Annotated in this window: 21 protein-coding genes and 1 pseudogene; 12 read left to right on the top strand and 10 right to left on the bottom strand. The window is 39.6% G+C overall.

Going from position 1 to position 26,229, the window contains the following annotated elements; all coding sequences use genetic code 11:
- The first annotated feature begins 2 nt into the window (after nt 1–2).
- Both ispC and rseP read left to right on the top strand, forming a co-directional pair.
- Complete coding sequence (gene ispC, locus MOMA_RS08485; protein ID WP_009502122.1) at nt 3–1,205, top strand: 1-deoxy-D-xylulose-5-phosphate reductoisomerase; 1,203 nt, start codon at nt 3–5, stop codon at nt 1,203–1,205.
- Between the two features lie 16 nt (nt 1,206–1,221).
- The gene (gene rseP / locus MOMA_RS08480) at nt 1,222–2,586 is read left to right on the top strand and encodes an RIP metalloprotease RseP (RefSeq protein WP_009502121.1); all 1,365 of its coding nucleotides are present in this window, start codon (nt 1,222–1,224) and stop codon (nt 2,584–2,586) included.
- Nucleotides 2,587–2,592: 6 nt separating this feature from the next.
- Here rseP and xseB read toward each other — a convergent pair whose 3' ends face one another.
- The 6 genes from xseB to MOMA_RS08450 all read right to left on the bottom strand — a co-directional run bounded on the left by xseB (nt 2,593) and on the right by MOMA_RS08450 (nt 8,779).
- The gene (gene xseB / locus MOMA_RS08475; RefSeq protein ID WP_009502120.1) at nt 2,593–2,799 is read right to left on the bottom strand and encodes an exodeoxyribonuclease VII small subunit; all 207 of its coding nucleotides are present in this window, start codon (nt 2,797–2,799) and stop codon (nt 2,593–2,595) included.
- Between the two features lie 71 nt (nt 2,800–2,870).
- Entirely contained in the window at nt 2,871–4,190 is a 1,320-nt protein-coding gene (gene xseA / locus MOMA_RS08470) for an exodeoxyribonuclease VII large subunit (protein ID WP_009502119.1), read from the bottom strand.
- Between the two features lie 161 nt (nt 4,191–4,351).
- Nucleotides 4,352–5,281: an electron transfer flavoprotein subunit alpha/FixB family protein gene (locus MOMA_RS08465; RefSeq protein ID WP_009502118.1), complete on the bottom strand. Its 930-nt coding sequence runs from the start codon at nt 5,279–5,281 to the stop codon at nt 4,352–4,354.
- A 94-nt stretch (nt 5,282–5,375) separates the two neighbouring features.
- Entirely contained in the window at nt 5,376–6,125 is a 750-nt protein-coding gene (locus MOMA_RS08460; RefSeq protein WP_009502117.1) for an electron transfer flavoprotein subunit beta/FixA family protein, read from the bottom strand.
- A 217-nt stretch (nt 6,126–6,342) separates the two neighbouring features.
- A complete protein-coding gene (locus MOMA_RS08455; RefSeq protein ID WP_009502116.1) occupies nt 6,343–6,804 on the bottom strand; it encodes a DUF1775 domain-containing protein in 462 nt (153 codons plus the stop codon).
- 199 nt (nt 6,805–7,003) lie between these two features.
- Complete coding sequence (locus MOMA_RS08450) at nt 7,004–8,779, bottom strand: acyl-CoA dehydrogenase C-terminal domain-containing protein (RefSeq protein WP_009502115.1); 1,776 nt, start codon at nt 8,777–8,779, stop codon at nt 7,004–7,006.
- A 404-nt stretch (nt 8,780–9,183) separates the two neighbouring features.
- On the opposite strand from MOMA_RS08450, the pseudogene MOMA_RS09985 reads away from it, so the two are divergent.
- The 7 genes and pseudogenes from MOMA_RS09985 to fdx all read left to right on the top strand — a co-directional run.
- Nucleotides 9,184–9,615, top strand: a pseudogene (locus MOMA_RS09985) (Rrf2 family transcriptional regulator); the annotation flags it as partial.
- 329 nt (nt 9,616–9,944) lie between these two features.
- Nucleotides 9,945–11,162 carry an IscS subfamily cysteine desulfurase gene (locus MOMA_RS08440; protein WP_009502113.1) on the top strand — a complete coding sequence of 406 codons (1,218 nt, stop codon included), beginning with the start codon at nt 9,945–9,947 and terminating at the stop codon, nt 11,160–11,162.
- A gap of 112 nt (nt 11,163–11,274) precedes the next feature.
- Nucleotides 11,275–11,658 carry a Fe-S cluster assembly scaffold IscU gene (gene iscU / locus MOMA_RS08435; RefSeq protein ID WP_009502112.1) on the top strand — a complete coding sequence of 128 codons (384 nt, stop codon included), beginning with the start codon at nt 11,275–11,277 and terminating at the stop codon, nt 11,656–11,658.
- Between the two features lie 192 nt (nt 11,659–11,850).
- The gene (gene iscA / locus MOMA_RS08430) at nt 11,851–12,171 is read left to right on the top strand and encodes an iron-sulfur cluster assembly protein IscA (protein WP_009502111.1); all 321 of its coding nucleotides are present in this window, start codon (nt 11,851–11,853) and stop codon (nt 12,169–12,171) included.
- A 94-nt stretch (nt 12,172–12,265) separates the two neighbouring features.
- Complete coding sequence (hscB, locus tag MOMA_RS08425; RefSeq protein WP_009502110.1) at nt 12,266–12,781, top strand: Fe-S protein assembly co-chaperone HscB; 516 nt, start codon at nt 12,266–12,268, stop codon at nt 12,779–12,781.
- A 147-nt stretch (nt 12,782–12,928) separates the two neighbouring features.
- Nucleotides 12,929–14,845 carry a Fe-S protein assembly chaperone HscA gene (hscA, locus tag MOMA_RS08420; protein WP_009502109.1) on the top strand — a complete coding sequence of 639 codons (1,917 nt, stop codon included), beginning with the start codon at nt 12,929–12,931 and terminating at the stop codon, nt 14,843–14,845.
- Nucleotides 14,846–14,924: 79 nt separating this feature from the next.
- Nucleotides 14,925–15,263, top strand: a complete 339-nt coding sequence (gene fdx / locus MOMA_RS08415; protein ID WP_009502108.1) for an ISC system 2Fe-2S type ferredoxin — start codon at nt 14,925–14,927, stop codon at nt 15,261–15,263.
- 47 nt (nt 15,264–15,310) lie between these two features.
- On the opposite strand, the gene MOMA_RS08410 is transcribed toward fdx, so the two are convergent.
- Nucleotides 15,311–16,708: an adenylate/guanylate cyclase domain-containing protein gene (locus MOMA_RS08410; protein WP_009502107.1), complete on the bottom strand. Its 1,398-nt coding sequence runs from the start codon at nt 16,706–16,708 to the stop codon at nt 15,311–15,313.
- Nucleotides 16,709–17,146, bottom strand: coding sequence for an HIT domain-containing protein (locus MOMA_RS08405; RefSeq protein ID WP_009502106.1), 438 nt, complete (start codon nt 17,144–17,146; stop codon nt 16,709–16,711).
- A gap of 380 nt (nt 17,147–17,526) precedes the next feature.
- On the opposite strand from MOMA_RS08405, the gene MOMA_RS08400 reads away from it, so the two are divergent.
- Together MOMA_RS08400 and MOMA_RS08395 are read left to right on the top strand one after the other, a co-directional pair.
- Nucleotides 17,527–19,263 carry a mechanosensitive ion channel family protein gene (locus MOMA_RS08400; RefSeq protein WP_009502105.1) on the top strand — a complete coding sequence of 579 codons (1,737 nt, stop codon included), beginning with the start codon at nt 17,527–17,529 and terminating at the stop codon, nt 19,261–19,263.
- A gap of 6 nt (nt 19,264–19,269) precedes the next feature.
- Nucleotides 19,270–21,879, top strand: a complete 2,610-nt coding sequence (locus MOMA_RS08395; RefSeq protein WP_009502104.1) for a heavy metal translocating P-type ATPase — start codon at nt 19,270–19,272, stop codon at nt 21,877–21,879.
- A gap of 146 nt (nt 21,880–22,025) precedes the next feature.
- On the opposite strand, the gene MOMA_RS08390 is transcribed toward MOMA_RS08395, so the two are convergent.
- On the bottom strand, nt 22,026–22,580 hold the full coding sequence (locus tag MOMA_RS08390) for a carboxymuconolactone decarboxylase family protein (protein ID WP_009502103.1): 555 nt from the start codon (nt 22,578–22,580) through the stop codon (nt 22,026–22,028).
- A gap of 202 nt (nt 22,581–22,782) precedes the next feature.
- Nucleotides 22,783–23,358: a dCTP deaminase gene (gene dcd / locus MOMA_RS08385; protein ID WP_009502102.1), complete on the bottom strand. Its 576-nt coding sequence runs from the start codon at nt 23,356–23,358 to the stop codon at nt 22,783–22,785.
- Nucleotides 23,359–23,541: 183 nt separating this feature from the next.
- Between dcd and pepN the strand changes: the two genes are divergently transcribed.
- On the top strand, nt 23,542–26,199 hold the full coding sequence (pepN, locus tag MOMA_RS08380; RefSeq protein ID WP_009502101.1) for an aminopeptidase N: 2,658 nt from the start codon (nt 23,542–23,544) through the stop codon (nt 26,197–26,199).
- Nucleotides 26,200–26,229: the final 30 nt, after the last annotated feature.

Raw genomic sequence — 26,229 nt, 5'->3', positions numbered from 1 at the left:
TTATGAAAAAACGTATTGCGATTCTCGGTGCGACAGGATCAATTGGCGATAGTGCGTTATCCGTGATTGCAAAACACCCAGATCGCTATCAAGTTGTGGGTTTATCGGGTTTTTCACGCTTGGAAAAACTGCTAAAACTTTGCCAAACTTTTTTGCCAAAATATGTGTGTATACCGTCTGATAAAGTGGATAGGTTTCAAGATTTGTTGCACCAAGCCAATTTAACTTGTGAAATTTTGTCAGGATCGCAGGGTTTGGATGCATTGGCAAGCCTAGATGATGTGGATATGGTTGTGGCATCTATTGTTGGATCGGCAGGCTTGTCATCTACATTATCCGCTGTGAAAGCAGGTAAAACGGTATTGCTTGCCAATAAAGAAGCCTTGGTGATGGCGGGTGAATTGATGATACAAGAAGCAGTGCGTTCCGGGGCGGTTTTGTTGCCACTTGATAGCGAGCACAATGCGATTTTTCAATGTTTGCCAACCGATGTTCAGCAAAACCGCCAAGCGATTCACGATCCAAAAAAAGGCATAAAACAGTTGTGGCTTACCGCATCGGGTGGTGCGTTTTTGGACAAAAGCTATCAAGACATGCAAAACGCCAGCATTGCCCAAGCGGTAAAACACCCAAACTGGCCGATGGGACAAAAAATCTCGGTGGATTCGTCGACCATGATGAATAAAGGTTTGGAATTAATAGAGGCTGGTTATTTGTTTGGTATGTCTGTGGACAATATCAAAGTGGTGATACATCCGCAAAGTATCATTCACTCTATGGTGGAGTATGTTGACGGCTCGTGGCTCGCTCAGCTTGGCATACCCAATATGCAAACCCCAATTGCACATGCGTTGGCATACCCTGAACGTATTGAAAGTGGTGTGGCGAAGTTGGATTTATTTAGCCTAAGCAATTTGACGTTTTTACCCCCAGATTTACAAAAATTTCATTGCTTAACTTTGGCATATCAAGCCATGCAAGCGGGAAGTTACGCTTGCATTGCACTCAATGCAAGCAATGAAGTGTCCGTGGCGGCGTTTTTAGCCAACAAAATTCGTTTGACGGATATTGCAGATATAAATGAAGCTGTGTTAAATAAAATTAATCAACAAACAATCGGTTCGCTCGATGACATTTTGGCGATGGATCAATTGGCAAGACAATTGGCAAATGGATTTGTTGCTAATTTTGTAAAGAAAAATTAAAAAAATAAGGTAATTTATGAATTTTTTGTTAATTATTTTATCTGCCATGTTGGTGTTAGCCCCTTTGGTTGCTTTGCATGAATGGGGGCATTATATCGTTGCACGTTTGTGTGGCGTTAAAGTGTTGACTTATTCTATCGGTTTTGGGCCAAAACTGTTCCATTGGACGAGCAAAAAAACAGGCATTAATTACGCCATTTCTGCCATTTGGCTTGGTGGTTATGTCAAAATGTTAGACGAACGCGAAGGTGAGGTTGCGGACAATGAAAAGCACTTGGCGTTTAACAATCAACACCCGCTAAAAAAAATTGCCATTGTCATTGCAGGGCCTATGATGAATTTTATCATTGCGATTTTTTTGTATTGGCTGCTGTTTATGACGCCCAGCGAACAATTGTCAACAAAAATTGGCTCTATTGTTGCCAATAGCCCTGCCAGTCAGGCTGCTTTACAAGTTGGTGATGAAATTATTGCCATTGACAACAAAACGGTTGATACTTGGCAAGCGATCAATTATGCGTTGGCTAATCGTATGGGTGAAACGGGCAATATCAGAGTTACTGTACAAAATGCTAAGGGCGAATTTTCCTATCAGTTGCCGATTGGCGATTTTATGCAAAATGATGGCAAGCCTGTAAACAGTCTAGAAAGTCTTGGCGTTTTACCGTGGCAACCACAGATTGAACCGATTGTTGGTAAGATTGGCGAGAATACGCCTGCACAACGCCAAGGTTTACAGCCAAATGATAAAATTTTGTCGGTAAACAATCAAGCAATTAACGATTGGATAAGTTTTACCAAAATTATCCAACAAAATCCTGAAAAAATGTTGGCGGTTAAAGTATTGCGTGCGGATAAAACCGTGGCATTGGATCTGATCCCACAAATTAACAAGGATAATATGGGGCATGAATATGGACAAATTGGTGCTGGGGTGAAGCGCAGTGAAATTCACATTCCTGATGCATACAAAAAAACCGTGGTGTACGCTCCGCTGCCTGCGATGCACCAAGCATTAAACCATACCTATGATTTGAGTGTGATGACGGTTAAGTCTATAGGAAAAATGGTTACAGGTCTGATAGGGTTGGATAATATTTCAGGGCCGATCACCATTGCTAAGGTTGCCAATCAAAGTGTGAGTATGGGTTGGCAAGCGGTTTTATCGTTTATGGCCATGATTAGTCTAAGTCTTGCTGTGATGAATTTGTTGCCCATTCCTGTACTAGATGGCGGACATTTGGTGTATTATATTATTGAGCTTATTCGCGGTAAGCCTTTATCCGAACAGCTACAAATCGTAGGGCTAAACATTGGTATGGTGCTAATGGGAGCGTTTATGTTGTTGGCGATTAGCAACGATATTAACCGACTTTTATAACCTATATCAGTTGTCAAGTGCTTGTTGCTTAAACGCTTGTTGCAATGCTTGCTCTACCTCAAAAATCCGACTTTGACAAACTTGATACGCACTGATGGATTCGGAGACAATTTGCATGAGTTCATCAATGTTTGGTTGTTGATTTTGTTGTAACAGTTGGGCGTTGTGTTGCAGCACCTCATAAGCAGATTGAAAATTTTGTTTAGATTTCATAAATCACCTATTAATAATAACTAAAAAAATAACAACTAAAAAAATAACAACTAAAAACAATTTTAGCAAAACTAACCCACTGTAACTGGTACGATACCGTCTTTTAGTTCAATGTTTAAGGCTTGCTTTGGTTGGATTTGATTGACAGAGGTTATGATTTGTTGTTGTTCATTTCGTATAATACTGTAGCCTTGGTTAAGAATATTTTTAGGGTTTTGTAATAAAATCAAGGCACGCAATTGTTCAGATTGTTGTTTGGCTTGTTGGATTTGTTGAAAACTTAGGTATTTAATGTTCTGTAATTGTTGATTGGTTTGTTGTTTGGCAAGGGCTAATTGTTGTTTTGCCAATTGGTTAATTTGTAACAATGGTGCGTTAATTTGTTGTTTGTGCTGTAAAATTTGTTGTTGGCTGATTGTTCCAATTTGCAAAAAAGCGTTTTTGGCTGCTTGAGTAATGCTTGACAAATGTTTATAAATATTGGCAATTACCTTAGAGGGCGTGTCAAAACTGGTGTGGGCGACTTCATCTAACAGTACGCGATCGCGTTCATGTCCAATGCCAACCCATACCGGTAAGGGCAATTTGGCAAGAAAAGCCGACAATTGGTAATCATTTAAATACGCCAAATCACCAACCGAACCGCCTCCGCGAATAATCACCAAAATATCAGGCAAAATCTGTTGTGCGTGCAAATGTTCAAGCCCTGTGTTAATGGCTTTTTGAATGCTATCAGGGGCGTGATTGCCCTGAAAAGTGGCGTGCTGATAAAAAAATTGGCATGCTTTTGTGCGTTGTAAACGATCAGCATCCGCTCGAAAATCACCAAGCCCTGCGGCATTTTCTGGGGCAATGACCAATACGTTTTGAATGTCAAAAGGGGTGGTAAGTGATTGATTTTTGGTTAATAAATCATTGTCTGCCAGTTTTTGTAGCATTTGTTGGTATTTTTGAGCCATTTCACCTAAGGTAAAACTTGGATCAATATCCAAAATCGTTACCGAAAAACCGTACTGTGGGTGAAAATTGGCGTTAATTTTAAACAGCAAAGTTAAGCCTTTGTCTGGCGTTATGCCTGTGGTTTGTTCAAAACGGCGTATCACCTTGTTAGCATTAGATCGCCACAGATTGCCACGACAACTGGCATTAATTTTACCATCTGTGTCTTTGTCCGCCAATTCAAAATAAAAATGCCCACTTTTGCTAGAGACACTGCGAATTTCAGCCTTTACCCACGCACTATGCAAGGTTTCATGAATCACCAATTGCACGGTTTGTAGATAATCGGCAAGGCTTAGTGTGTGGTTTTGTGGTGGTTTATCTGTTTGTTCATTTTCATCAAGCAATGATAGCAAAAAATCGTCCGGAGTTTGAGTGATAAGGCGTGGCATTTTATGAAACTGTTTTTATTAAGATCTATTTTTTATTAAGAGCTGTTTTTATCAGGTTTTGGGTGATTAGGCATTTATCCTAACGTTAAATTGACAAAAAAGCAACCAGAATTTTCTAATTGCTTTTTGTTTATAAGCAGAATTTTATGATTAACTTATGATTAAAGTTTGCTGGTTAATTCTGGCAATATTTGGAATAAATCACCCTCTAAGAAATAATCTGCCACTTGAGCAATGGGTGCATCTGGATCATTGTTAATTGCAACGATGACTTTAGAGTCTTTCATTCCTGCCAAGTGCTGAATTGCCCCTGAAATGCCTACAGCAACGTACAAGTTCGGTGCAACGATTTTACCTGTTTGCCCCACTTGTAAATCGTTTGGCACATAGCCTGCATCAACGGCGGCTCTTGAGGCACCCATGGCTGCACCCAATTTGTCCACTAATGGTTCAAGGTAGGTTTTGAAATTTTCGCCATTGCCCAAGGCACGACCGCCTGATACGATAATTTCGGCTGATGTCAATTCTGGGCGTTCGGATTTTGCCAATTCTTCACCAACAAATTTTGATTTTGCCAAATCTTCTATCACAGAAACCGTCTCAATAGGGGCTTGTGCACCTTCGCTTGCCATATCAAATGCGGTACTGCGCACGGTAATGACTTTTTTGTTTTCGGTGTTTTTTACAGTTGCAATTGCATTGCCTGCATAAATTGGACGTTCAAAGGTTTGTTCATCAAGCACAGCGGTGATATCAGACACCATATTGACATCTAATAATGCTGCAACGCGTGGCATAAAGTTTTTGCCAGTTGTTGTAGCAGAGGCTAAAATATGGCTATAATCACCTGCCAAACCAACGACCAATTTTGCCACATTTTCGGCTAATTGATTGGCATATACCGCATTGTCTGCCAACAAAACTTTACTTACGCCTGTGATTTTGCTTGCTTGCGTGGCAACGGCTTCACAATCCGATCCTGCGACCAAAACCACCACATCAGAACCAATTTTTTGCCCTGCGGTAATTGTGTTTAAAGTGGCTTTTTTTAATTCGTTATTATCGTGTTCGGCATAAACTAAAACAGTCATAAGGGTTTCCTTTTATTCTTTATCGTTTAAAATATTCTTTATCGTTTAAAACGATGTATAAAACATAAAGTTAAATTAAGTTAAGGTAAGTTAATCAAATCACTTTTGCTTCATTTTTTAATTTGTCAATCAATATGTCAACCGAACCCACTTTGATACCCGCTTTACGTTCTGCAGGAGGGACAACTTTGGTAATTTCAATGTTTGATGCGGTATCTACCCCAAAATCAGCAGGGGTTTTTGTGTCAAGTGGTTTTTTCTTAGCGGCCATGATGTTTGGCAATTTGATGTAACGTGGTTCATTTAAGCGTAAATCAGTGGTAATCACCGCAGGCAATGCCAACTCAACCGTTTGTAAACCACCGTCAACTTCGCGCGTAACTTTTACTGCACCGTTTTCAACACTCACCTTGGACGCAAATGTACCTTGACCGATGTTCATTAATGCTGCTAACATTTGACCGGTTTGGTTGTTGTCATCATCAATTGCTTGTTTGCCTAGAAAAATCAAATCTGCATTTTCAGATTCGGCAATGGATTTTAAGAGTTTGGCAATTTGTAAAGGACGAACTGGATCGCTGGATTCTACCAAAATCCCACGATCTGCACCAAGTGCCATTGCACTGCGAAGTTGTTCTTGCGATTCTTTTGCCCCAATTGACACTGCGACAATCTCAGTTACCACGCCTTTTTCTTTTAAACGCACCGCTTCTTCTACCGCAATTTCGTCAAAAGGGTTAAGCGACATTTTGACATTTGCCAATTCAACGCCCGAATTGTCTGCTTTTACGCGAATTTTAACGTTATGATCAACGACACGCTTAACTGCGACTAATACTTTCATACATGCCTCATTTTGTTGTTTAAAAACTAAAATAACTAAATTTATTTATCAATGTAAAATTTATTCAATGTAAAAAATGTAAAATTTAATGTAAAAATTGGTTTTTGATATCATGCGATAAATTTTACAATAAATCAAGTGATAAATTATGATAAAGTTGTGGGTTTTTAGTCATCAATTTGTCAATGTTTTGCAAAGTTATGGTTACAATTAACGGTTACTTTAACAAAATCGTTGGTTGATAACCCTTGGCCTCTTTTGAACCATCAAAAGGCACAACAACCCCATCTTCATAGGTGATATAAACTTGGTATTTTACAGTTGTGTCAGGTGTTGCAGGGTTTTTTGCGATAAACGGAAAAGCGGTGTATTCTCCTGCTTCCATACGCCCTGTATAGACAACTTTTTTGATATCACCATTGCTGGATTTTTCAGTGGTATAAGTCCAATTTGGCATTGGGTGAATAAACAGCAGTTTTACCTCGGTTGGGATAACAAACTCTATTTTGGTAATGGCTTGATGTCGATTGGTTGGCACGTTTAGGCGAAAGTGGTCAGATTTGCCAGACATGCTATCCACGCCATTGGCAAAATTGCGAATGGTAACGTGGGCTTGTGCTTGTGAAAATAATCCAATACCGCACAGTAGGGCAATTGATAAAGATTTTATAGGGTTCATGTTATGCTCCTTTTTAAAGCTCTTTTTTAAACATGCAACTTTTAAAACAATATGCTTAAAACAATATGTAATTTAAAACAAAATATGTATTTAAAACAAAATATGTATTTAAAACAAAATATGTATTTAAAACAAAATATGTATTTAAAACAATATGCAACTTTTAGATAAAACCATAATTATTTAAATAAAACCACAATTATTCGCTTGAGGCAAAAAAACTTGCATCAAATGCCATCATGGGCGTGCTTGTGGCTTTTACCATAGCGATATGGGAGTCTAAGCGTGGCAACATGCGACTGATATAAAAATTGGCAAGGTTTGCTTTGTCATTTGCAAATTGTCCACCTTTTTTTGCCGATGCTTCTACCATAAGTCCCCACATATAAGCAAAACTTACATAACCAAAGGCTTGTAAATAATCCACCGCATTGGCATTAATTTCATCTTTTTTATCTAAATTGTTAAGCACTGATGTGGTTAAATCCAATAATTTATCAGCAGAGGTTAACATGGCGGTTTTAATGGCATGATCAGTGGCCATATTATCACAAAAGTTTTTGATTTCATTGACAAAATCTGTAACAAACGCCCCACGGTTTTTGACAACTTTACGCCCTAATAAATCCAGTGCTTGAATGCCATTTGTGCCTTCATAAATTTGACTGATACGCGTATCACGCACGATTTGTTCCATGCCCCATTCGCGAATATAGCCATGACCGCCGAACACTTGTTGACAATCAATGCTCGCTTCAAAACCACGATCGGTTAAAAATGCCTTAGCAATGGGGGTTAATAATGCAACACGCTCCGAGGCTTGTTTGGCGGTTTCGCTATTGTCGCTAAATTTGGCGGTGTCAAGCTGTTTTGCAACATACATAGCAAAACAACGCGAAGCTTCGCTAATCACTTTGGCATTTAACAGCATGCGACGCACATCGGCGTGATGAATGATACTGTCAGCTGATTTGTTGGCGTTTTTTATACCGCTATCAGCACGGCCTTGCGTACGTTCATTGGCATAGGCGGCGGCGTTTTGGTAAGCAAGTTCAGCCGCTCCAAGGCCTTGTAATCCCATAGTTAAGCGTTCATAATTCATCATGACAAACATGCCAGCAAGCCCTGTGTTTTCTGCACCAACCAGCCAACCTTTTGCACCGTCAAAATTCATCACGCAAGTTGCTGATGCCTTAATGCCCATTTTGTGTTCAATAGAACCTGCTTGTACAGCGTTTCTTTCACCCAACGATCCATCTGGTTTGACTAAAAATTTTGGCACAACAAACAAAGAAATGCCTTTTGAGTCATCGGGAGCGTTTGGTGTTTTGGCAAGCACCAAATGAATGATGTTATCAGATAAATCATGCTCGCCTGCGGTAATAAAAATCTTAGTGCCTGTAATGTTAAACGAACCGTCATCGTTTGGTGTGGCCTTGGTTTTGATAATGCCTAAATCCGTCCCTGCGTGTGGTTCGGTTAAGCACATTGTGCCTGTCCATTCACCTGAATAAATTTTTTCAAGATAGGTTTTTTTCTGTTCATCAGAACCATTGGCAAGCAGGCATAAACACGCACCGCTGGATAAATTTGGATAAAGTGCAAAAGATTGATTGGTAGAAAATAACATTTCATCAGACAGCATGGTTACCATTTTTGGCATGCCTTGACCGCCAAATGCCAAATCACCTCCGAGCCCAATCCAGCCGCCATCAGCATATTGTTTAAAGGCATCTTTAAAACCTTTTGGTGTGGCAACTTTACCATCACCCAAATACATCGCACCTTCTTCATCGCCTGTGCGATTGAGTGGCAACAGCACATTTTTGCTAAATTTTGACATTTCTTGCAAAATCATGCCAACGGTATCTGTGTCTAAGTGTGATAATTGTTCGTTATTTTGCCAAAACTGCTTGGCATCAAACACATCATTTAAAATAAACTGCATTTCACGAATGGGGGCATGGTAAATCATAAAATCTCCCTGATTAAACCTGATTAAAATAGATATAGATTGAGTTGAAAAACCAATCCAACATAAACACCAATCTAACATGAATATTAATCTAACGCATTTTTTGGCATAACCATAGGTTGGTTTATGACCAATCGGTCATTTTGCTAAAACAATCAATTAAACCCATTAAAAAAGTTAAACTTAAAAAAGTTAAACCAATTAAAAAAGCAGTCATTGATTTTTTAAAATTTCTTAAATTTAAACTTGACTAAATAAGTCGGAATTGTTTATAATACCCAAAAGTGTTTATATAGCGATGTTTTAGTAAGAGTTTAGCAAGAAGTTTAGCAAGAATGGTTGTCAGATTGTTAGTCTTTATTTAAAAGATATTTAAGAGAATTTTAAAAAATTTTGGAGCAGTTATGCGGTTAACCACTCGTGGACGGTATGCGGTAACAGCGTTGTTGGACTTGGCATTACAAGACAGTCAGCACGATGTGGCGGTGTCTTTGTCAGATATTGCAAAACGCCAAGAAATATCCATTTCTTATTTGGAGCAATTATTTTCAAAATTGCGTAAAAAAGGCTTGGTAGTCAGTACGCGCGGTGCTTTGGGTGGTTATCGCATTGCAAAACCACTCAATGAAATTAGCATTATGCACATTATTTCAGCGGTAGATGAATCCGTAGATGCACGAGCGTGTGAGGGTGAGGGCAATTGTCAAGACGGTGCAATGTGTTTGACTCATGATTTGTGGTCAGGGCTTTCTTATCATATTGAACAATATTTATCCAATGTAACATTGGCGGAATTGATTCATAAGAAAAATATCCGTAATATCGCTGAACGTCAACGCAAAATGCTAGAAGAAAACCATGAACAAGTTGTTCAACTAAAATTTGATGAGCTTTCTCAAAAAGCCCAAAACCAAAACAACCAAAACAACAAAAGTAACCAAAAAAAGCAACCCAAAACAATTCATGAAAAAACCAGTACTGAAAAACCCAGTACTGAAAAAACAATTAATACCGAAGTGGTAAAGCAAAAAGCATCGCATCATGATACTATGCAACATAGTACAACGCAACATAATACAATGCAACATGGTACTATGCCACTTCCAAAAAAATCGCTTTCAAAAAACTATCAAACCAACAAAAAACCCTTGGAGAACATGCCAGCATGAGCCAGCTTATTTACTTAGATTACGCCGCTACCACGCCTGTTGATGAACGGGTTGCTCAAAAAATGATGCAATATTTGACCTTTGATGGTGTTTTTGGCAATCCTGCATCGCGTTCGCACGGTTTTGGTTGGCAAGCAGAAGAAGCGGTTGAAAACGCTCGTTTACAAATTGCTGAATTGGTGAATGCCGATCCGCGTGAAATTGTCTTTACCTCAGGGGCAACCGAGTCAAACAACCTAGCAATCAAAGGTGCAGCCCAGTTTTACAGCACCAAAGGCAAACACATTATTACCAGTAAAATTGAACATAAGGCGGTATTAGATACTTGTCGTGAGTTAGAAACTCAAGGTTTTGAGATCACTTATCTTGAACCTATGCCACAAACAGGCTTAATCACCCTTGACAGTCTAAAACAAGCATTGCGCGAAGATACGATTTTGGTAAGTTTGATGATGGTGAACAACGAGCTTGGCACACTGACTGATGTGGCAAGTATTGGTGAGTTTTTGCGTGAAAAAGGCGTTATTTTTCATGTTGATGCCGCTCAAGCAGCAGGCAAAACGCCGATCGATTTACAAAATATGAAAGTGGATTTGATGAGTTTTAGTGGGCATAAAATCTACGGCCCAAAAGGAATTGGTGCGTTATATGTACGCCGTAAGCCTCGTGTGCGTATCAAAGCCCAAATGCACGGTGGCGGTCATGAACGTGGCATGCGTTCTGGTACACTTGCTACGCACCAAATCGTGGGTATGGGCGAGGCGTTTGCAGTGGCTAAAGAGCGTATGGCAGATGATGAAGCTTACATCACCAAATTGCGTGAACGTTTATGGAATGGCCTAAAAGATTTAGAACAAATTTACTTAAACGGTGATATTAACCACAGCATTCCTAATATTGTGAATATTAGTTTTAATTTTGTGGAGGGCGAAAGTTTGATGATGGCGTTAAAAGATTTTGCTGTATCTAGCGGTTCGGCGTGTACATCAGCAACCCTTGAACCATCATATGTACTTCGTGCCCTTGGTTTATCAGACGAACTTGCACATTCAAGCATTCGTTTTAGCTTAGGGCGTTATACCACCGAAGCGGATATTGACAAAGTTGTTGCACAAATGCGCGAAGCGGTACAAAAATTGCGTGAACTTTCACCACTTTGGGATATGTATCAAGAAGGGGTTGACTTGACCAAAGTTGAATGGCAGGAACATTAATTTTTAAACAAACCTTAAAAAACTTAACTTTTTAAAAATAAACTTATCCATCAGGTAAAATTGTAAAAATAACCACGCCCAATGAATAAGTTTAACAAAATGGAGCTAAAAAATGGCATATTCAGAACAAGTTATCGACCATTATGAAAACCCTCGCAATGTTGGCAACCTTGACAAAAACGCCAAAAATGTTGGTACAGGTATGGTTGGAGCCCCTGCGTGTGGCGATGTTATGCGACTGCAGATTCAAGTTGGTGATGATGGTATTATTCAAGATGCCAAATTTAAAACTTACGGCTGTGGATCGGCAATTGCATCAAGCTCACTGGTTACCGAATGGTTAAAAGGCAAAACCCTTGATGAGGCACGCACCATCAAAAATAAAGACATTGCCGAAGAACTTGCTTTGCCACCTGTAAAAGTACACTGTTCTGTGTTGGCAGAAGATGCTATTAAAGCGGCGATTGACGATTACCAAACCAAAATATCCGCTTAATCTAAGCATTGATTTTAAACATTGATTTTAACACTGTTATAAACTCATTGAGTATAAACAGAGTATAAACACTGATAAAACCGTTTTAAGTTAAAAATTTAAAACGGTTGTTTTAAAAATTTACTATAAAAATTTAATATAAGAATTTAATATTTGTTAACAATTACTGATTTGCTAACAACGAGGTTTATCATGATACAACTTACCCAAGATGCTGCCGACCACGTTCTAAGTTTTTTGCAAAACCGTGGGCATGGCGAGGGTATTCGTGTTGGTGTGCGTACCGCAGGCTGTTCTGGGCTTGCGTATGTGCTTGAATTTGTAGATGATCCTGACAGCAATGACAAACGTTTTGAAAGCAACGGCGTGTCGGTGTTTGTCGATCCAAAAAGCATGGTGTATTTAAACGGTTTACAGATGGATTTTGTCAAAGAAGGATTAAACGAGGGTTTTAAGTTTATCAACCCCAATCAAAAAGGCGAGTGTGGTTGTGGCGAGTCGTTTACAGTTTAGCTTTAAGACCGTTTAGCTGTTTAACTGTTTAAATTAACTGTTTAAATTAAAATGAAATGTAGCTTTTGATGGTAATAATTGATAGTAATGATTTATGAATTTTTTTGATTTATTTAATTTACCAACCGATTTTGATTTAGATCAAAACGCACTGGACAATCAACTTCGAGTGTTGCAAAGCCTGCATCACCCTGATGTGCAAACAGATCGTGCGGTGCAAGCAAAAGCCGAACAAATGTCGGCCTTAATCAATCACGCGTATCAAACCTTAAAATTCCCTGATAGCCGAGCGGTGCATTTGCTTGAGCTTGTCGGGCAAGCGTATGATTTAAGCCAATCCATTCGCGATTTGGATTTTTTGGATTTGGCAATGGATTTACGCATTGAACTTGATGAAGCGAGTGCTTTAGATTTACCAATATTGATCGAAAAGCTAAAACTTTGGATCAATGATATTTCCAAACAATTTCACCAAGCCTACAAGCAACAAGATTGGCAAACGGCGGTTGTATTGACCCAAAAACTTAAATTTTTGTTAAAAATTGATAAAGACATTGCCAAAAAAATGAATGAATTGGCTAAGTTAAATGATGATGACTTGTATGTTTGATGTTTAACTATTTTTTAACTGTTTTGTTTTTGTTGATTTTATTTTATAATAGCCAGCGATTTTTGTATTTTGTATCTTAACTTTCCTGATACTTTTTGTTTTTTTGACACGTTTTACTTTCTTGATAAATGATAAATTGGTTAATTTATGTCGTTACTTCAAATTGCTGAACCCAATCAAAGCACCAAGCCACATACGCATCGTTATGCTTTAGGCATTGATTTAGGTACAACGCGTTCGCTTGTTGCTGTGGTTCGTTCGGGTAAACCGCAGGTAATTGGTGATAAAGTTAGCGAATGCCAATCAGGGGCAACCGCTGATAGTATAGACTGTCAAAAACTGTTGCCTTCTGTGGTGTATTTTGGTAAAGACGATCAAGGAAATAACCAAACCTTGGTTGGTAGTTATGCCGAAGCGATGGCTGAAAAATTGCCACAATTTACCATACGTTCGGTGAAACGCTTTATGGGGCGAGCAAAAACGGATATTAAATTTAATCACCCATATGAATTGGTGGGCGAAAACAACGTTATGCCAAGCATTGCCACGCCACAAGGTGATAAAAACCCTGTGGAAATTTCTTCCATTTTGCTTAAACATTTGTATGATCGAGCCAAAAAAGCCCTGCCAGACAATAGTATCGTGGGTGCAGTGATTACCGTGCCTGCTTATTTTGATGAAGCACAACGTCAAGCAACCAAAGACGCGGCCAATTTAATTGGCTTGCATGTTATTCGCTTGCTCAATGAACCGACGGCGGCCGCTGTGGCATACGGTTTAGATAAAAACAGTGAACAAGTGTATCATTTGGTGTATGATTTGGGGGGCGGCACGTTTGATGTGTCAGTGTTAAAACTCAATCATAGCGTGTTTGAAGTGTTGGCAACTGGTGGTAACAGTGCATTGGGCGGTGATGATATTGACCGTTTGATTGCCAATTATTTGTTAAAAAGTGCTAATTTTGATCCAAAAAGCATTGACAATCAACAAAAACAAGCACTCAATGTGATTGCAAGGCAAGCCAAAGAAAAACTTACCACTCAAGACAGCATGGTTGTGAGTTTTCAGATTAACCAACAAACTTATCAAGTTACACTAAACAATGCCATCGTTGCTGAGGTGATTAAACCTGTAAGTGATCGCACCATTGTAATTTGTGATCAAGTGCTAAGAGATGCCAAATTAACTAAGGCGGATTTGCACGAGGTGGTGTTGGTGGGTGGCTCGACGCGTATGCCAATTGTGCAAAATTTGGTTGCCAATTATTTTGGTAAAAAACCGCTATGTCGGATCAATCCTGATGAGGTGGTAGCCTTGGGGGCAAGCAAATACGCCGATCAGTTGATTGGTGAAACCGATGATCAAATTTTATTGCTCGATGTTACGCCGTTATCACTTGGACTTGAGACTATGGGCGGTCTTGTTGAGGTGATTATTCCGCGCAACACGCCAATTCCTGTAAAACGCAAACAAGTATTTACCACGTATCAAGATTACCAAAATGCGATGATTGTTCATGTGGTGCAAGGCGAGCGAGATACGGTGAAAGACAATCGTTCGTTAGGGCAGTTTAAACTTACCGATATTCCTGCGATGAAAGCGGGAATTGCACGCATTGAGGTAACGTTTGCAATTGACGCCAATGGACAACTTACCGTAACCGCCCAAGAATTAACCACGGGCAAACACAGTGAAATTACGGTAAAACCGTCGTATGGGTTGTCAGCGACTGAACAAGAAAAATTGCTACAAGCGGGTTTTGATAACGCCATGCTTGATCGCGAAAAACGCAGTTTGATTGAACAAGAAGTGGAAGCGGACAGAGAGTTACTGGCAATTGATTCGGCATTGGCAGAATTTGGACAATTGTTAACCAAAGAGCAAAGCACACAATTGCAAAATGCGATGCAAGCACTGAAACATGCAATTGACAGCCACGATAAAGCCCGATTAACCGATGCGGTACATGCCTTAAAGTTGCATAGCGACGAATTTGCCAGTATCATCATGAACCAAGCCGTGAATCAAAGCATGGCAGGGACAAATACCAAAGACTGGATTTAAATATTGGATTAAGTACTGGATTTAAACCAAATTTATCACACTCAAACCAACGATAAAATCAAAACGAAAAGAGCCGATTATGCCAAAAATTACTGTATTGCCACACCATAGCATTTGTCCAGAAGGGGCGGTGATTGAGCTTGCCTCGGGTGAAAATCTGTGCGATGGGTTGCTTGACAATGGCATTAAAATTGAACATGCTTGTGATTGTTCAAAAGCATGCACAACTTGTCATGTTATTGTGCGAAAAGGTTTTAATAGCCTTGAGGAAATGGACGATGTTGAGGCGGATTTGTTGGATCGTGCTTGGGGGCTTGAGCCTGATTCGCGACTTTCGTGTCAAGTAACGATTGAAGATGAAGATCTGACGGTAGAAATTCCAAAATATACCATTAATCATGCATCAGAAAATCATTGATTGTAAAAATATTGATTGTATTTGAGGTTTAAAGGTTTTAAAGGTGGTTAATCCAATTTTTTATCAAGCAAATCCAACGCATGGTTAAGGTGATTCATAATTGTGCGTTTGTCATAATTTCGAATTTCTTTAAAGTTTAAATGCAGATTGAAACCTGACAGTTGGTGATCTATCCAGTTGTTTTGATTGCGAATGTCATCTTTTTCTGGGGTTAGCACTTCCCATACCATAACAGGATCTTGCAGGCCTTTTAGATGTACTTTTCCGACGATTTGACAGTTTAGTTTATGTGAAATCAGATTGTAAGTGCTTTCACTAATCAAAATTTGATTGGGTTTTGCAGCCGACTCAAGGCGCGATGCAAAATTTGCTTCTTTGCCAATCAGCGTATACGTCATGCGATTGTGGCTGCCAAAATTGCCAACGTAACAATAGCCTGTATTAATTCCAATGCGTACATACAAACCTTCAAAACCAAGCAACCGCCATTGTTGGCGTAAAACTTGCATTTCGCGACGCATTTCAATTGCCATAATTGCACAGCGCAAGGCATCTTCATGTTCATTGCTATCAGGCTTGTCTCCAAAAAAACACAGCAACCCATCACCGATAAATTTATCCAAGGTTGCACCGTATTTTTGGGTGATTTTGGTCATAGCGTCAAAATAAGTGTTTAAAATATTTGCCAAATGATCAGGGCTTATGTTGTCCGATAAATCGGTAAAACCTACGATATCAGAAAAGAAAATGGTGAGTTTGCGCCGTTGGCTAATCACCGCGATGTTTTTGTTTTGTTGGATAATGGGTTGCCAAACTTGTGGTGGTAAAAACCGTGAAAGTTTGTTGATTCTTGATACCATACCTTGCAGTCGATCTTGATCCTGATGGTGTTTTTCGCTAAGATATTGGACTTTTGTTGACAAATACCACATTTGATGAAAAAACACCAAGGCGGTTAACGCAAGGCTTAAGTTGTTTAATTGTAAATGTTGGCTGTCAGTTAAGTGTAGTTTTAAATCCAAACCAAGCAATGCCAACACTACCAACACAACGATACTGCCAGAAGCTACCGCAAGCACCGCGGTTAAGTTTTTGTGTTTAATTAACAACAAACGATATGCCAAAATCAACCACAAACAAATCGACGGTATGTAAGTCAGTTGCAACAAACCCAAATTAATTGCCAATAAAAACAGCGATGCGGCATCAAAGACCAAATTACGGCTTTTTTGTGTGGCGATCAGCAAAGCAATGACACTGGCAGTCATTAAACCAAAAAACGCTATTTGATAAGAAGGTGATGGGACAAATATGCCAAGATACAAGGCAAGAAAAAAAATTACCAAAAATTCAGGATAGCGAATTTGGCGAAGCAGGAATTTTTTCACTTGACTGGATTTCATGGTTAATTTACCAACATCAGTTTTACCAAAATTAATTGCCAACTACACGTTCATTTGCCAATCAAAAGGCATATCACGATGGCCACGCAGTGCTATCATTAAAGTTTGTTGCATATGACTTAATACTTGTGATGTATAAGGAATAGCAGGCATGCCCCACACAGGATTTGGCCAAGCAGAATCATTGTGATAACGCACAATATGATGAAAATGCAGTTGTGGCACTTGATTGCCCAAAGCGGCGATGTTCATTTTGTCAGCTTGGAATGTTTTGGCAAGTTGGCTAGATAGCCAGCTGGATTCGCGTAAAAACTGGGCTTGATCGCTTGCGGTGAGTTCATACAACTCTTTTGCACCTGCCACACGTGGAATTAAAATCAGCCAAGGAAATTGACAATCGTTCATCAGGCGACAGGTTGATAGCGGAAATTCACCAACCAAAAAAGTGTCTTTTGCTAGCTGTGGGTGTAAATTAAACATAAGGTTTGTTCTCATTAAAAGCAATGCAGTTTAGAATAATGTTTTTCAATGATTGTTGAGTAAATAACTAATGTAATAACTGCTGGGTAAATAATATTAACAGAGTAAATCAATCAAAACGCACAGATAAAAATTTTCGTTATTTTAGCATTATTTGTCAAATTTATACAGTTATTTAACAGTTAAAAGCAAGGAAAAATACATAAAAAATCATTGCGTAGGCAAACATTTGGCAAAAATTATCACAATTTTAGCATTGTCAGATAAAAGCCAGTTGGGTAAAATAGTGGATTTAACGCATTTATTTTTAAAGTAATTTTTTTAAAAGTAGTTTTTAAAGTAAAAATTTTTAAAGTAAAAACAGGTTGGGGAATGCTGTGATGGGTTATATGTTCGGTCAATGTAAAAAAGTTGGTGCAAATTTGTTGTTATCTGCAGGTTTAACCGTAAGCCTTACAACCCCTGTATTGGCGGCCGTTGTAAAACCGCCGACAGCCACAGCCAGTGCGCCTGCACCAACCGCTGTGCAAGACACTTTTGGGCGAGACACACCCAGAGGTGCGATACAAGGCTTATTAAAAGCCTTGGCGCGCGATGATACAAAGCTTGCTGGTCATTATTTGGCAACCAATCAACGCGGCGATACCAAAGAACTGATAGCCGATATCAAAACCGCTTTAGACACAGGTGGACGCATTGCCAATGAATTGCAAATAAGCAATGAAGTTCAAGGTGATTTGGACGATAAACTTGCTCCAAATTTGGATAAAGTGGGTAGTGTAACCTTACGCAACAATCATCAAGACAAAACGATAGACATCTTATTTGAGCGCGTCAAACAAAAAGACGGCAGGCAAGTTTGGCTTATGTCGGAGCAGACGTTAAAAGCGATACAGGCGGTAGAAAGTTTTGGCAAAACCACGATTGTAGAAAAATATATGCCAAGGGATTTGCTAAATAAAGAAATTAAAGGTTATAGCATCGGGCATATTTTGGCGGTCATTGCAGTGTTGGTGGCAACTTATGCATTGTCATTGTTGTTAAGTTGGATTTTGTATGCAATTTTTCGTGGTGTCTATTTGGCAACGCATCGAAACGACCAAACCGACGACAAAAAAGTATCTGTGCCAATTGACAAACGAGTGATTGTGCCAATGGCAATGATTTTGACGGGGATTTTTATTCAAGAATTGATGTTGATCGCAGGGATTAATTTGGTTGTGCGTAACATTGTAGAGCGTATGGCTGAGATTTTATCGTGGGTGGCATCGGTTTGGCTGTTTTTACGGATTTTGGATATTATTTTTACCCCGCTTGAGCGTTATGCCAGTGAACGCAACCATTCAGAACGTTTATCGGTGTTAAATTTATTGCGTAAGGTTATCAAAGCGTTGCTACTGATAGTGGCGGCGATTGTGATTTTGGGGAATTTGGGTTTTGATTTAACCACAGGAATTGCAGCTTTGGGGATTGGTGGTTTGGCATTGGCATTGGGTGCTCAAAAAACCATTGAAAACCTGGTGGGGAGTGTGTCGCTTGTTGCAGATCAGCCGGTCAATGTTGGTGATTATTGCGTGTTTGGCAATCAAGAGGGCACGGTTGAGGATATTGGCATTCGTTCGACGCGTTTACGCACCTTAAACCGTACCTTGGTTACTATTCCAAACGGCAGTTTTTCGTCGATGAGTATTGAAAATTATACCAAGCGGGATATGTTTCATTTTAACCAACAATTTTATGTATCACGCGACAGTGATACCAAAAAATTGCGTGAATTTATAGAAGAGGTGCAAATTTATATTGTCAATCACCCATTGACAAACAGCACATGGAATCAAGTTTGGATTTCTGGCACGCAACAAGATGCTTATATTGTAGACGTGCGTTGTTATTTGAATGTCAAAGGGGTGATGGATTTTTATGACAAACAAACGCTTATCATTATGCGCATTGCTGAAATTATGCAAGAAATGGGCATAACCAACGCACTACCAACCAGTCATATTAAAATGGAAAACGCTAAGCAAAATCTTATTAAAGACCCTGTCAAACACAACCTTGACAAATCAAACACCGTCAAACCAAACCCTGTCAAGCATGCAAAACCTGCGGATTAATCTGTTATGTCTAATTTTACCACCACTTATCAACACACGGAACTGATTTTACCTCCTGATGGGCATTGTTTTCACTGTGGCGATCCTTTGCCAAAGCAGCCGTTTTTTAGCACAATCTTAGGCAAGGAGCGTCCAATGTGTTGTTTGGGTTGTCAATTGGCCAGTCAAAGCATTGTAGAATCAGGGCTTGAACAATATTATCTGGATCGCAGTGAAATTAACCGCACCGCGAAGTTGCCTGACAGTTTATACGAGCTTAAGGCTTATGACCACGAGGATATAAAAGCCCAGTTTGTTTATACGCAACAAGGCAGTAGTGTTGCTGAATTGTCGGTAAGCAATTTGCGTTGTAGTGCTTGTGCGTGGCTTATCGAAACCCAACTTTCGCGTTTAAATGGCTTACAACAGTGTCAAGTAAATCTAACCAATCAGCGTATGCGCGTATTGTGGAATGAAGAACAATTGCCAATTAGCCAAATTTTGTCAACCATTCAACAAATTGGCTACAATGCAAAGCCGTATCGTCAAGACACGCACGAGGCCATGCTGCGTCGTGATAACCGTAAGATGTTGTTTCAATTGGGTATTGCAGCTTTAGGTGCGATGCAAGCTATGATGTTTGCCGTTGGGCTGTATTTTGGTGAATACACGGGTATGGCGGATAATGATCGCGAGTTTTTGCGTTGGGTGTCGTTATTTGTCAGTATTCCTGTGTTTTTTATTGCAGGTTTGCCATTTTTTCAGTCAGCTTTTTCCGCCTTAAAAGTCCGTCAAGTTAACATGGACGTACCGATTAGTTTGGCAATTGTCATTACATTTTGTGCAAGTTTGTATGCCACATTGACACATACAGGTGAAACGTATTATGACTCGGTGAGTATGCTGATTTTCTTTTTATTGGCGGGAAAATATGTAGAGCATAATGCCAGAGTTAAAGCATCTGGGCTTGCCAATGATTTGGTGGTGGTTGAACCGTTGTTGGTAGCAAAATTGGGACAAGCCAAGATTTTTGATAAAAATGATACAGACTATTTAACAAATTTAAAAAACTTAAACCAACAATATCAACACATACCAAATGACAGTTTGGTCAAACCAAATTTGGTTTCTGCTCAAAATTTACAAATTGGTGATATTGTACGCATTGATGCAGGGGCAAGTGTGATTTCAGATGGGATTTTGTTGTCAACGACCGCTGCAGTTTCGCAAAGTTTGTTAACAGGGGAGAGTGATTTAATTGTTAAAAAGCTGGGTGATGATGTAATTGGTGGCAGCCAAAACGACAGCCAACCGTTTATTATGCAAGTAACCACATTGCCAAAAGACAGTCAGATGGGGGTGATTGACCGCCTTGTTAATCGTGCGTTAAGCGAAAAACCGCAAGTGGCATTAAAAGCGGATAAGTTGGCAAGATGGTTTGTGGCACGTGTTTTATTGATCGCAAGTGTGGTATTTTGTGCATGGTATGTGATCGATCCTGGGCGTGCAATTTGGGTAACTGTGGCGGTGTTGGTGGCAACTTGTCCGTGTGCGTTATCACTTGCAACCCCGATTGCACTAACAGTTGCAACCAATCGTTTGGCAAGTTTGGGGTTTTTGGCAACCCGCGGACATGCGATCACCACATTAGCTGGGATAAGTCATGTTGCGTTTGACAAAACAGGCACATTGACGTATGGACAGCCAAATTTGTTGGCAGTAGAAATAATTGCCACGCAACAAAACGACAAGCCACAAAACAGCGAACCAAAAAACAGCGACGACGTTAAAAATCAATTATTGGCAATTGCAGGCAGTTTAGAGGTAGGCAGTCGGCATCCAATTGCTTATGCGTTATTGGAGGCGGCACGTCAGCTGCATTTACCGACAAGTCAAGATTTACAGCACATTGTTGGCGGTGGCGTACAGGCAAACATTGAGGGTCATCGTTATCGTTTGGGGCATTTTGCTTTTGCTACAGACTGTGCTTTTGCTACGGACAAAGCCCTGAATTTACCAAATTTAGCAGAGTATCAAGCCAGTATGAGTGTTACTTTAAGCCGTTGGCAGGATAATCATTGGCAAGCCTTGGCACATTTTTATTTTCACGATAAAATCCGCGAACAAGCCTTTGATACGATACAAGCCTTAAAAAATCAGGGCATTTCGGTGTTAATGTTAACGGGCGATCCGAGCGAACAAGCCGATAAGGTTGCCTTACAACTTGGTATTGATGTGGTTTATAAAGGCTTAAGCCCTGATGAAAAAGCCACCCATATTCAAGCCTTGCAAAATGCTGGACACATTGTGCAAATGGTTGGTGATGGTATCAATGACGCTCCAGTATTGGCAAAAGCCAACATTTCAACTGCAATGGCGGGCGTGGCGGATTTGGCACAAGTATCTGGCGATTCGTTGGTGCTCAATGGTGAAATTCAGACGATTGCCGATGCTTATCGTGTGGCAGGCAAAACCGATCGTATTATTAGCCAAAATTTTCGTTGGGCATTGGGATATAATATGGTTGTGCTAATCCCTGCTGGATTTGGCTATGTGCCACCTTGGGCGGCTGCAATTGGCATGAGTTTGTCAAGTTTGTTTGTGGTGTTAAATGCACTGCGTTTAAAAAGGGCGTAAGTGAAATTTGGCGTGTGGTAACATAGTGCGATAAAATAAATTAAAAAACCGCCATATTTGACGGTTTTTTTAAATTATAAAGTAAGTATTTATAAAGTAAATATTACAGAAATAATAAATATAATAAATATAATAAATATTAAAACTTAAGCCTTGTTTGGAGCAAAGGGCTGTAATTCTGGGTTAATGTCATTTTTTGCCACATTGTTGGCATAGTTGCACAAGGTTGCCAAGGCAACACCCATCACCACATCAAGGATATTTTGGTCATTATAGCCTGCATCTTTTATTGCTTGTAATTCGTCATCGCTAACTTGGCCGCGTTTATCGATAAGTTGCATGGTAAATTGGGCTAGTGCTTGATATTTGGCATTGTCATCAATATTGGTGCGCTGATAAAGTGCCGTTATCACGTTTTGTGGCATGTTTAATTTTGTGGCAACTTTTGTGTGTCCTGCCACGCAAAAATCACAACCATTGTGAGCGGCTGCGGTGATTTGCACAATTTCAACTTCCTCTGGGGTTAAGCTGTTGCGACTGTTCATTTTGCCAACTTCTTGATACATTTCAAGGGCTTGTGGTGAATTTGCCAAAACACCAATCAAGTTTGGAATAAAACCATTGGCTTTTTGGACGGATTCTATGCGTTCTTTGGCTTTTTCTGGGGCGGTTTCAACGCTGTTAACGGTTAGGCGTGCCATACTTGTTCCTTTTGTTTATTAAAATTAAATTTTGTTTCTTTAGACTAAATTTATTAAAACCAAATACAATATTAATGTATTAATTTAATAAACATTAATTTAATAAATATTAACAAAATACATTAATAATGAATATTAAGTATAAGGGTTTTTGGGATTTTTACAAGTCATTTTTGTGATAATTGGGTTTTTGGGTTGTTTGTTAGGCTTTTGGTAAGGTAACCCCTGTTTGTTTTTGGTATTTGCCTCCGCGGTCTTTATAGGATATTTCACAAACATCGTTGGCATCGCTTTGGAAAAATAACATCTGGGCGACACCCTCGCCTGCATAGATACGTGCAGGTAAGTTGGTGGTGTTGCTAAATTCGAGGGTAACATGTCCTTCCCATTCTGGCTCTAACGGCGTAACATTGACAATAATGCCACAGCGTGCATAAGTTGACTTGCCTAAACAAATCGTCAATACGTCTCTTGGAATGCGAAAATATTCTACTGTGCGAGCAAGGGCAAATGAATTGGGCGGAATGATACATTCATCACCAATAACATCAATAAAACTTTTTTCATCAAAATTTTTTGGATCGACAATCGCTGAGTGTACATTGGTAAACACTTTAAATTCTCTGGCACAACGAACATCATAGCCGTAACTTGATGTGCCGTAACTGACTAACTTTTCGCCTTGTGGGCTAAGGCGCACTTGATTGGGTTCAAAGGGTTCAATCATACCGTATTGTTCTGCGGTTTGGCGGATCCAGCGATCGGATTTGATGGACATGATATTCCTCGTATTTTTGCAAAAATGATTGATAAAATAGACTATTTTAGCACAGTTTTTGGTAAAAACTGCACAAAATTATGCTACAATAAGTCATGCTACAATAAATTATGTTTCATTTTTAACACGCTTCATTTTATTTAACACGCTTCATTTTAACAAACAAAACCAATAGGAAAAACAATGACTGCTTTACAATCAAACACGTTAAAACCAGACACGTTAAAACCACAAAAAATTTATTTAAAAGATTACAAACGTCCAAATTTTATGATTGATCACGTTGATTTAATCATTCAGGTATTTGATGATAAAACGTTGGTAATCAGTACGTTAACGCTTAGTCGTCAAGATGTGGGTGATTTGGTATTGTTTGGGCGTGGGCTTGATTTATTGGCATTGCAGATTAACGGACAAAATTTGACTTGTTCTGATTATGTGGTTGATGATGAACAATTGTTGATTAAAAATACCGCACAATTTGGGGATAAATTTACCTTAAGCAGTCAGGTTAAAATTCACCCAGAAAACAACACCAGTTTAGAGGGGTTGTATGGTGCAGGCGAAGGTGATGAGATGATGTTTGTTACTCAATGCGAGCCTGAGGGTTTTCGTAAAATCACTTATTTTTTGGATCGGCCTGATGTGTTAGCTACTTATCACACACGCCTTGAAGCGGATAAAAAATTTCCAACGTTATTGGCAAATGGCAATTTGGTAGAGCAAGGTGAATTGGCGGATAATCGTCATTATGCAGTTTGGGAAGATCCTACCAAAAAACCGAGCTATTTATTTGCTTGTGTGGTGGCAGATTTGGCGGTGTTGACTGATCATTATACCACAATTGAAGGGCGAGAGGTGTTGCTACAAGTGTATGCAAAACCACAAAATATCAATCAATGCCACGTTGCCATGCAAGCGTTAAAAGATGCCATGCATTGGGACGAGGCAGAATATGGGCGTGCTTATGATCTTGATCGCTATATGATAGTGGCAGTCAGTCAGTTTAATATGGGTGCTATGGAAAATAAGGGCTTGAATATTTTCAACACATCGTGCGTATTGTCAAGCCCTGATACCACCACCGATAGACGCAACTTTACGGTAAAAGCGGTGATCGCCCATGAGTATTTTCACAATTGGACGGGCAATCGCATTACGTGTCGTGATTGGTTTCAATTGTGCTTAAAAGAAGGGTTTACTGTATTTCGCGATCAGTCATTTTCAGCAACCTTACACTCACCTGCAGTGCAACGGATTGATGATGTGGCTGTATTAAAAGCTCACCAATTTCCAGAGGATTTAGGGCCACTTGCTCATCCGCCACGTCCGGATCATTTTGTGGAGATTAACAATTTTTACACCGCAACTGTGTATGAAAAAGGGGCGGAAATTGTGCGTATGATTGCCAATACCCTTGGTAAAGAAAAATTCCGCCAAGGCACAGATGAGTATTTTCGCCGTTATGATGGACAAGCAGTTACAGTAGAAGATCTTTTGTCGGCCTTGAGTGTGTCAGGGGTAGATGTTATGCCGTTTCTTGATTGGTATACGCAGCCTGCAACGCCTGTGTTGTCAGGTCGTTTTAGCCAAAATGGACAAATGCTTGACATTACTTTAGCCCAAACCATACGCAAGGTTGCTGATTATCCGCCACCAAAAAATTTGCCCATTCCTGTTAAAATGGCAATTTTTAATCGAAGCACAGGCGAGCTTGTACTTGAAGATTTGTTATTGTTAAATACAGCCAAACAAACCTTTAGTTTCGATAAGATTGATTTTGATCCAGTAATTTCGTTATTGCGTGATTTTTCCGCCCCTGTTGATTTACACTTTGAACAAAGTGATGCGGATTTAGCCTTTTTAATGCAATATGAAACCAATGGTTTTAACCGTTGGCAAGCAGCCCAAACTTTGGTTAATCGCGTGTTGACTGGGATTGGTGATAGTGAGGTTTATTTTGATGCCTTACAAAAATGTTTAGCAAAACTTACCAATGATACAAACAACATCGATACAAACAACATCGATACAAACAACATTGATTTAGGCCAAAATGACTTAATGCTTGCCAGTCGCTTGCTAGACATTCCTACCGAGCGCGAATTGGCAAGTGTGATTAACCACGCTTATGATCCGTCAGCGGTAAAACAGCGTCGCGATAAACTGATCCAAACCCTTGCGGTTATTTTGACTGATTTTTGGCAACAGGCTTATCAAAACCTACCAATCACCGAGTATCAAGACACAGCTTATGCGATGGGAAAACGTGCATGGCGCAATATCGTGCTTGATATGGCATTACATGCTGGCCTTAAGGAGGCACAACAATGGGCGGTGGATCAATATCATCATGCCAATTGTATGAGCGAGCGTTTGGGTGGGCTTGTGGCTGCGTTAAATCATGATTTGCCTAAAAAAGATGCCTTGCTTGCGGATTTTTATCAACGTTTTGGCAAGGATAAATTGGCAATGGATCTGTGGTTTAGTGTTCAGGCAAACAGCGACAAAACCAGTGTTGCCCAGATTTTTGCCTTACTTGAGCATACTGATTTTGATATCAATACGCCAAACCGCGTGCGTGCGGTTATTGGTGGCTTATTGGCACAACCGACCAAACTTTGGCAAGCCCAAAGCCTTGAGTGGTTTATGGGTTTAATCGTGATTTTGGACAAACGCAACCCATTATTGGCATCGCGTTTATTGCAAGGTTTATCCAATTATCATACATTGATCGAACCGTTAAAATCTGAAGCAAAACAGATTTTAACCAAATACCAAAACGATGTTCAATCCAAAAACGTGATTGAAACTTTACAAAATATGCTCAATGAGAATTAAACTCATTTTTGTCAAGCAGTGGTAAATTTT

The organism is Moraxella macacae 0408225 (assembly GCF_000320365.1).
GTDB classification, from domain to species: domain Bacteria; phylum Pseudomonadota; class Gammaproteobacteria; order Pseudomonadales; family Moraxellaceae; genus Faucicola; species Faucicola macacae.
This window is presented reverse-complemented; position numbering and strand designations above follow the sequence as displayed.

What these genes read in the sequence shown, in the direction of transcription:
- MOMA_RS08390 (WP_009502103.1), bottom strand. Translation starts at nt 22,580, where the DNA reads ATGGCACGCCTAACCGTTAACAGCGTTGAAACCGCCCCAGAAAAAGCC.
- MOMA_RS08450 (WP_009502115.1), bottom strand. Translation starts at nt 8,779, where the DNA reads ATGATTTACCATGCCCCCATTCGTGAAATGCAGTTTATTTTAAATGAT.
- rseP (WP_009502121.1), top strand. Translation starts at nt 1,222, where the DNA reads ATGAATTTTTTGTTAATTATTTTATCTGCCATGTTGGTGTTAGCCCCT.
- MOMA_RS08465 (WP_009502118.1), bottom strand. Translation starts at nt 5,281, where the DNA reads ATGACTGTTTTAGTTTATGCCGAACACGATAATAACGAATTAAAAAAA.
- xseB (WP_009502120.1), bottom strand. Translation starts at nt 2,799, where the DNA reads ATGAAATCTAAACAAAATTTTCAATCTGCTTATGAGGTGCTGCAACAC.
- iscU (WP_009502112.1), top strand. Translation starts at nt 11,275, where the DNA reads ATGGCATATTCAGAACAAGTTATCGACCATTATGAAAACCCTCGCAAT.
- MOMA_RS08395 (WP_009502104.1), top strand. Translation starts at nt 19,270, where the DNA reads ATGTCTAATTTTACCACCACTTATCAACACACGGAACTGATTTTACCT.
- MOMA_RS08400 (WP_009502105.1), top strand. Translation starts at nt 17,527, where the DNA reads ATGGGTTATATGTTCGGTCAATGTAAAAAAGTTGGTGCAAATTTGTTG.
- ispC (WP_009502122.1), top strand. Translation starts at nt 3, where the DNA reads ATGAAAAAACGTATTGCGATTCTCGGTGCGACAGGATCAATTGGCGAT.
- MOMA_RS08405 (WP_009502106.1), bottom strand. Translation starts at nt 17,146, where the DNA reads ATGTTTAATTTACACCCACAGCTAGCAAAAGACACTTTTTTGGTTGGT.
- xseA (WP_009502119.1), bottom strand. Translation starts at nt 4,190, where the DNA reads ATGCCACGCCTTATCACTCAAACTCCGGACGATTTTTTGCTATCATTG.
- MOMA_RS08455 (WP_009502116.1), bottom strand. Translation starts at nt 6,804, where the DNA reads ATGAACCCTATAAAATCTTTATCAATTGCCCTACTGTGCGGTATTGGA.
- iscA (WP_009502111.1), top strand. Translation starts at nt 11,851, where the DNA reads ATGATACAACTTACCCAAGATGCTGCCGACCACGTTCTAAGTTTTTTG.
- fdx (WP_009502108.1), top strand. Translation starts at nt 14,925, where the DNA reads ATGCCAAAAATTACTGTATTGCCACACCATAGCATTTGTCCAGAAGGG.
- pepN (WP_009502101.1), top strand. Translation starts at nt 23,542, where the DNA reads ATGACTGCTTTACAATCAAACACGTTAAAACCAGACACGTTAAAACCA.
- dcd (WP_009502102.1), bottom strand. Translation starts at nt 23,358, where the DNA reads ATGTCCATCAAATCCGATCGCTGGATCCGCCAAACCGCAGAACAATAC.
- hscA (WP_009502109.1), top strand. Translation starts at nt 12,929, where the DNA reads ATGTCGTTACTTCAAATTGCTGAACCCAATCAAAGCACCAAGCCACAT.
- hscB (WP_009502110.1), top strand. Translation starts at nt 12,266, where the DNA reads ATGAATTTTTTTGATTTATTTAATTTACCAACCGATTTTGATTTAGAT.
- MOMA_RS08440 (WP_009502113.1), top strand. Translation starts at nt 9,945, where the DNA reads ATGAGCCAGCTTATTTACTTAGATTACGCCGCTACCACGCCTGTTGAT.
- MOMA_RS08460 (WP_009502117.1), bottom strand. Translation starts at nt 6,125, where the DNA reads ATGAAAGTATTAGTCGCAGTTAAGCGTGTCGTTGATCATAACGTTAAA.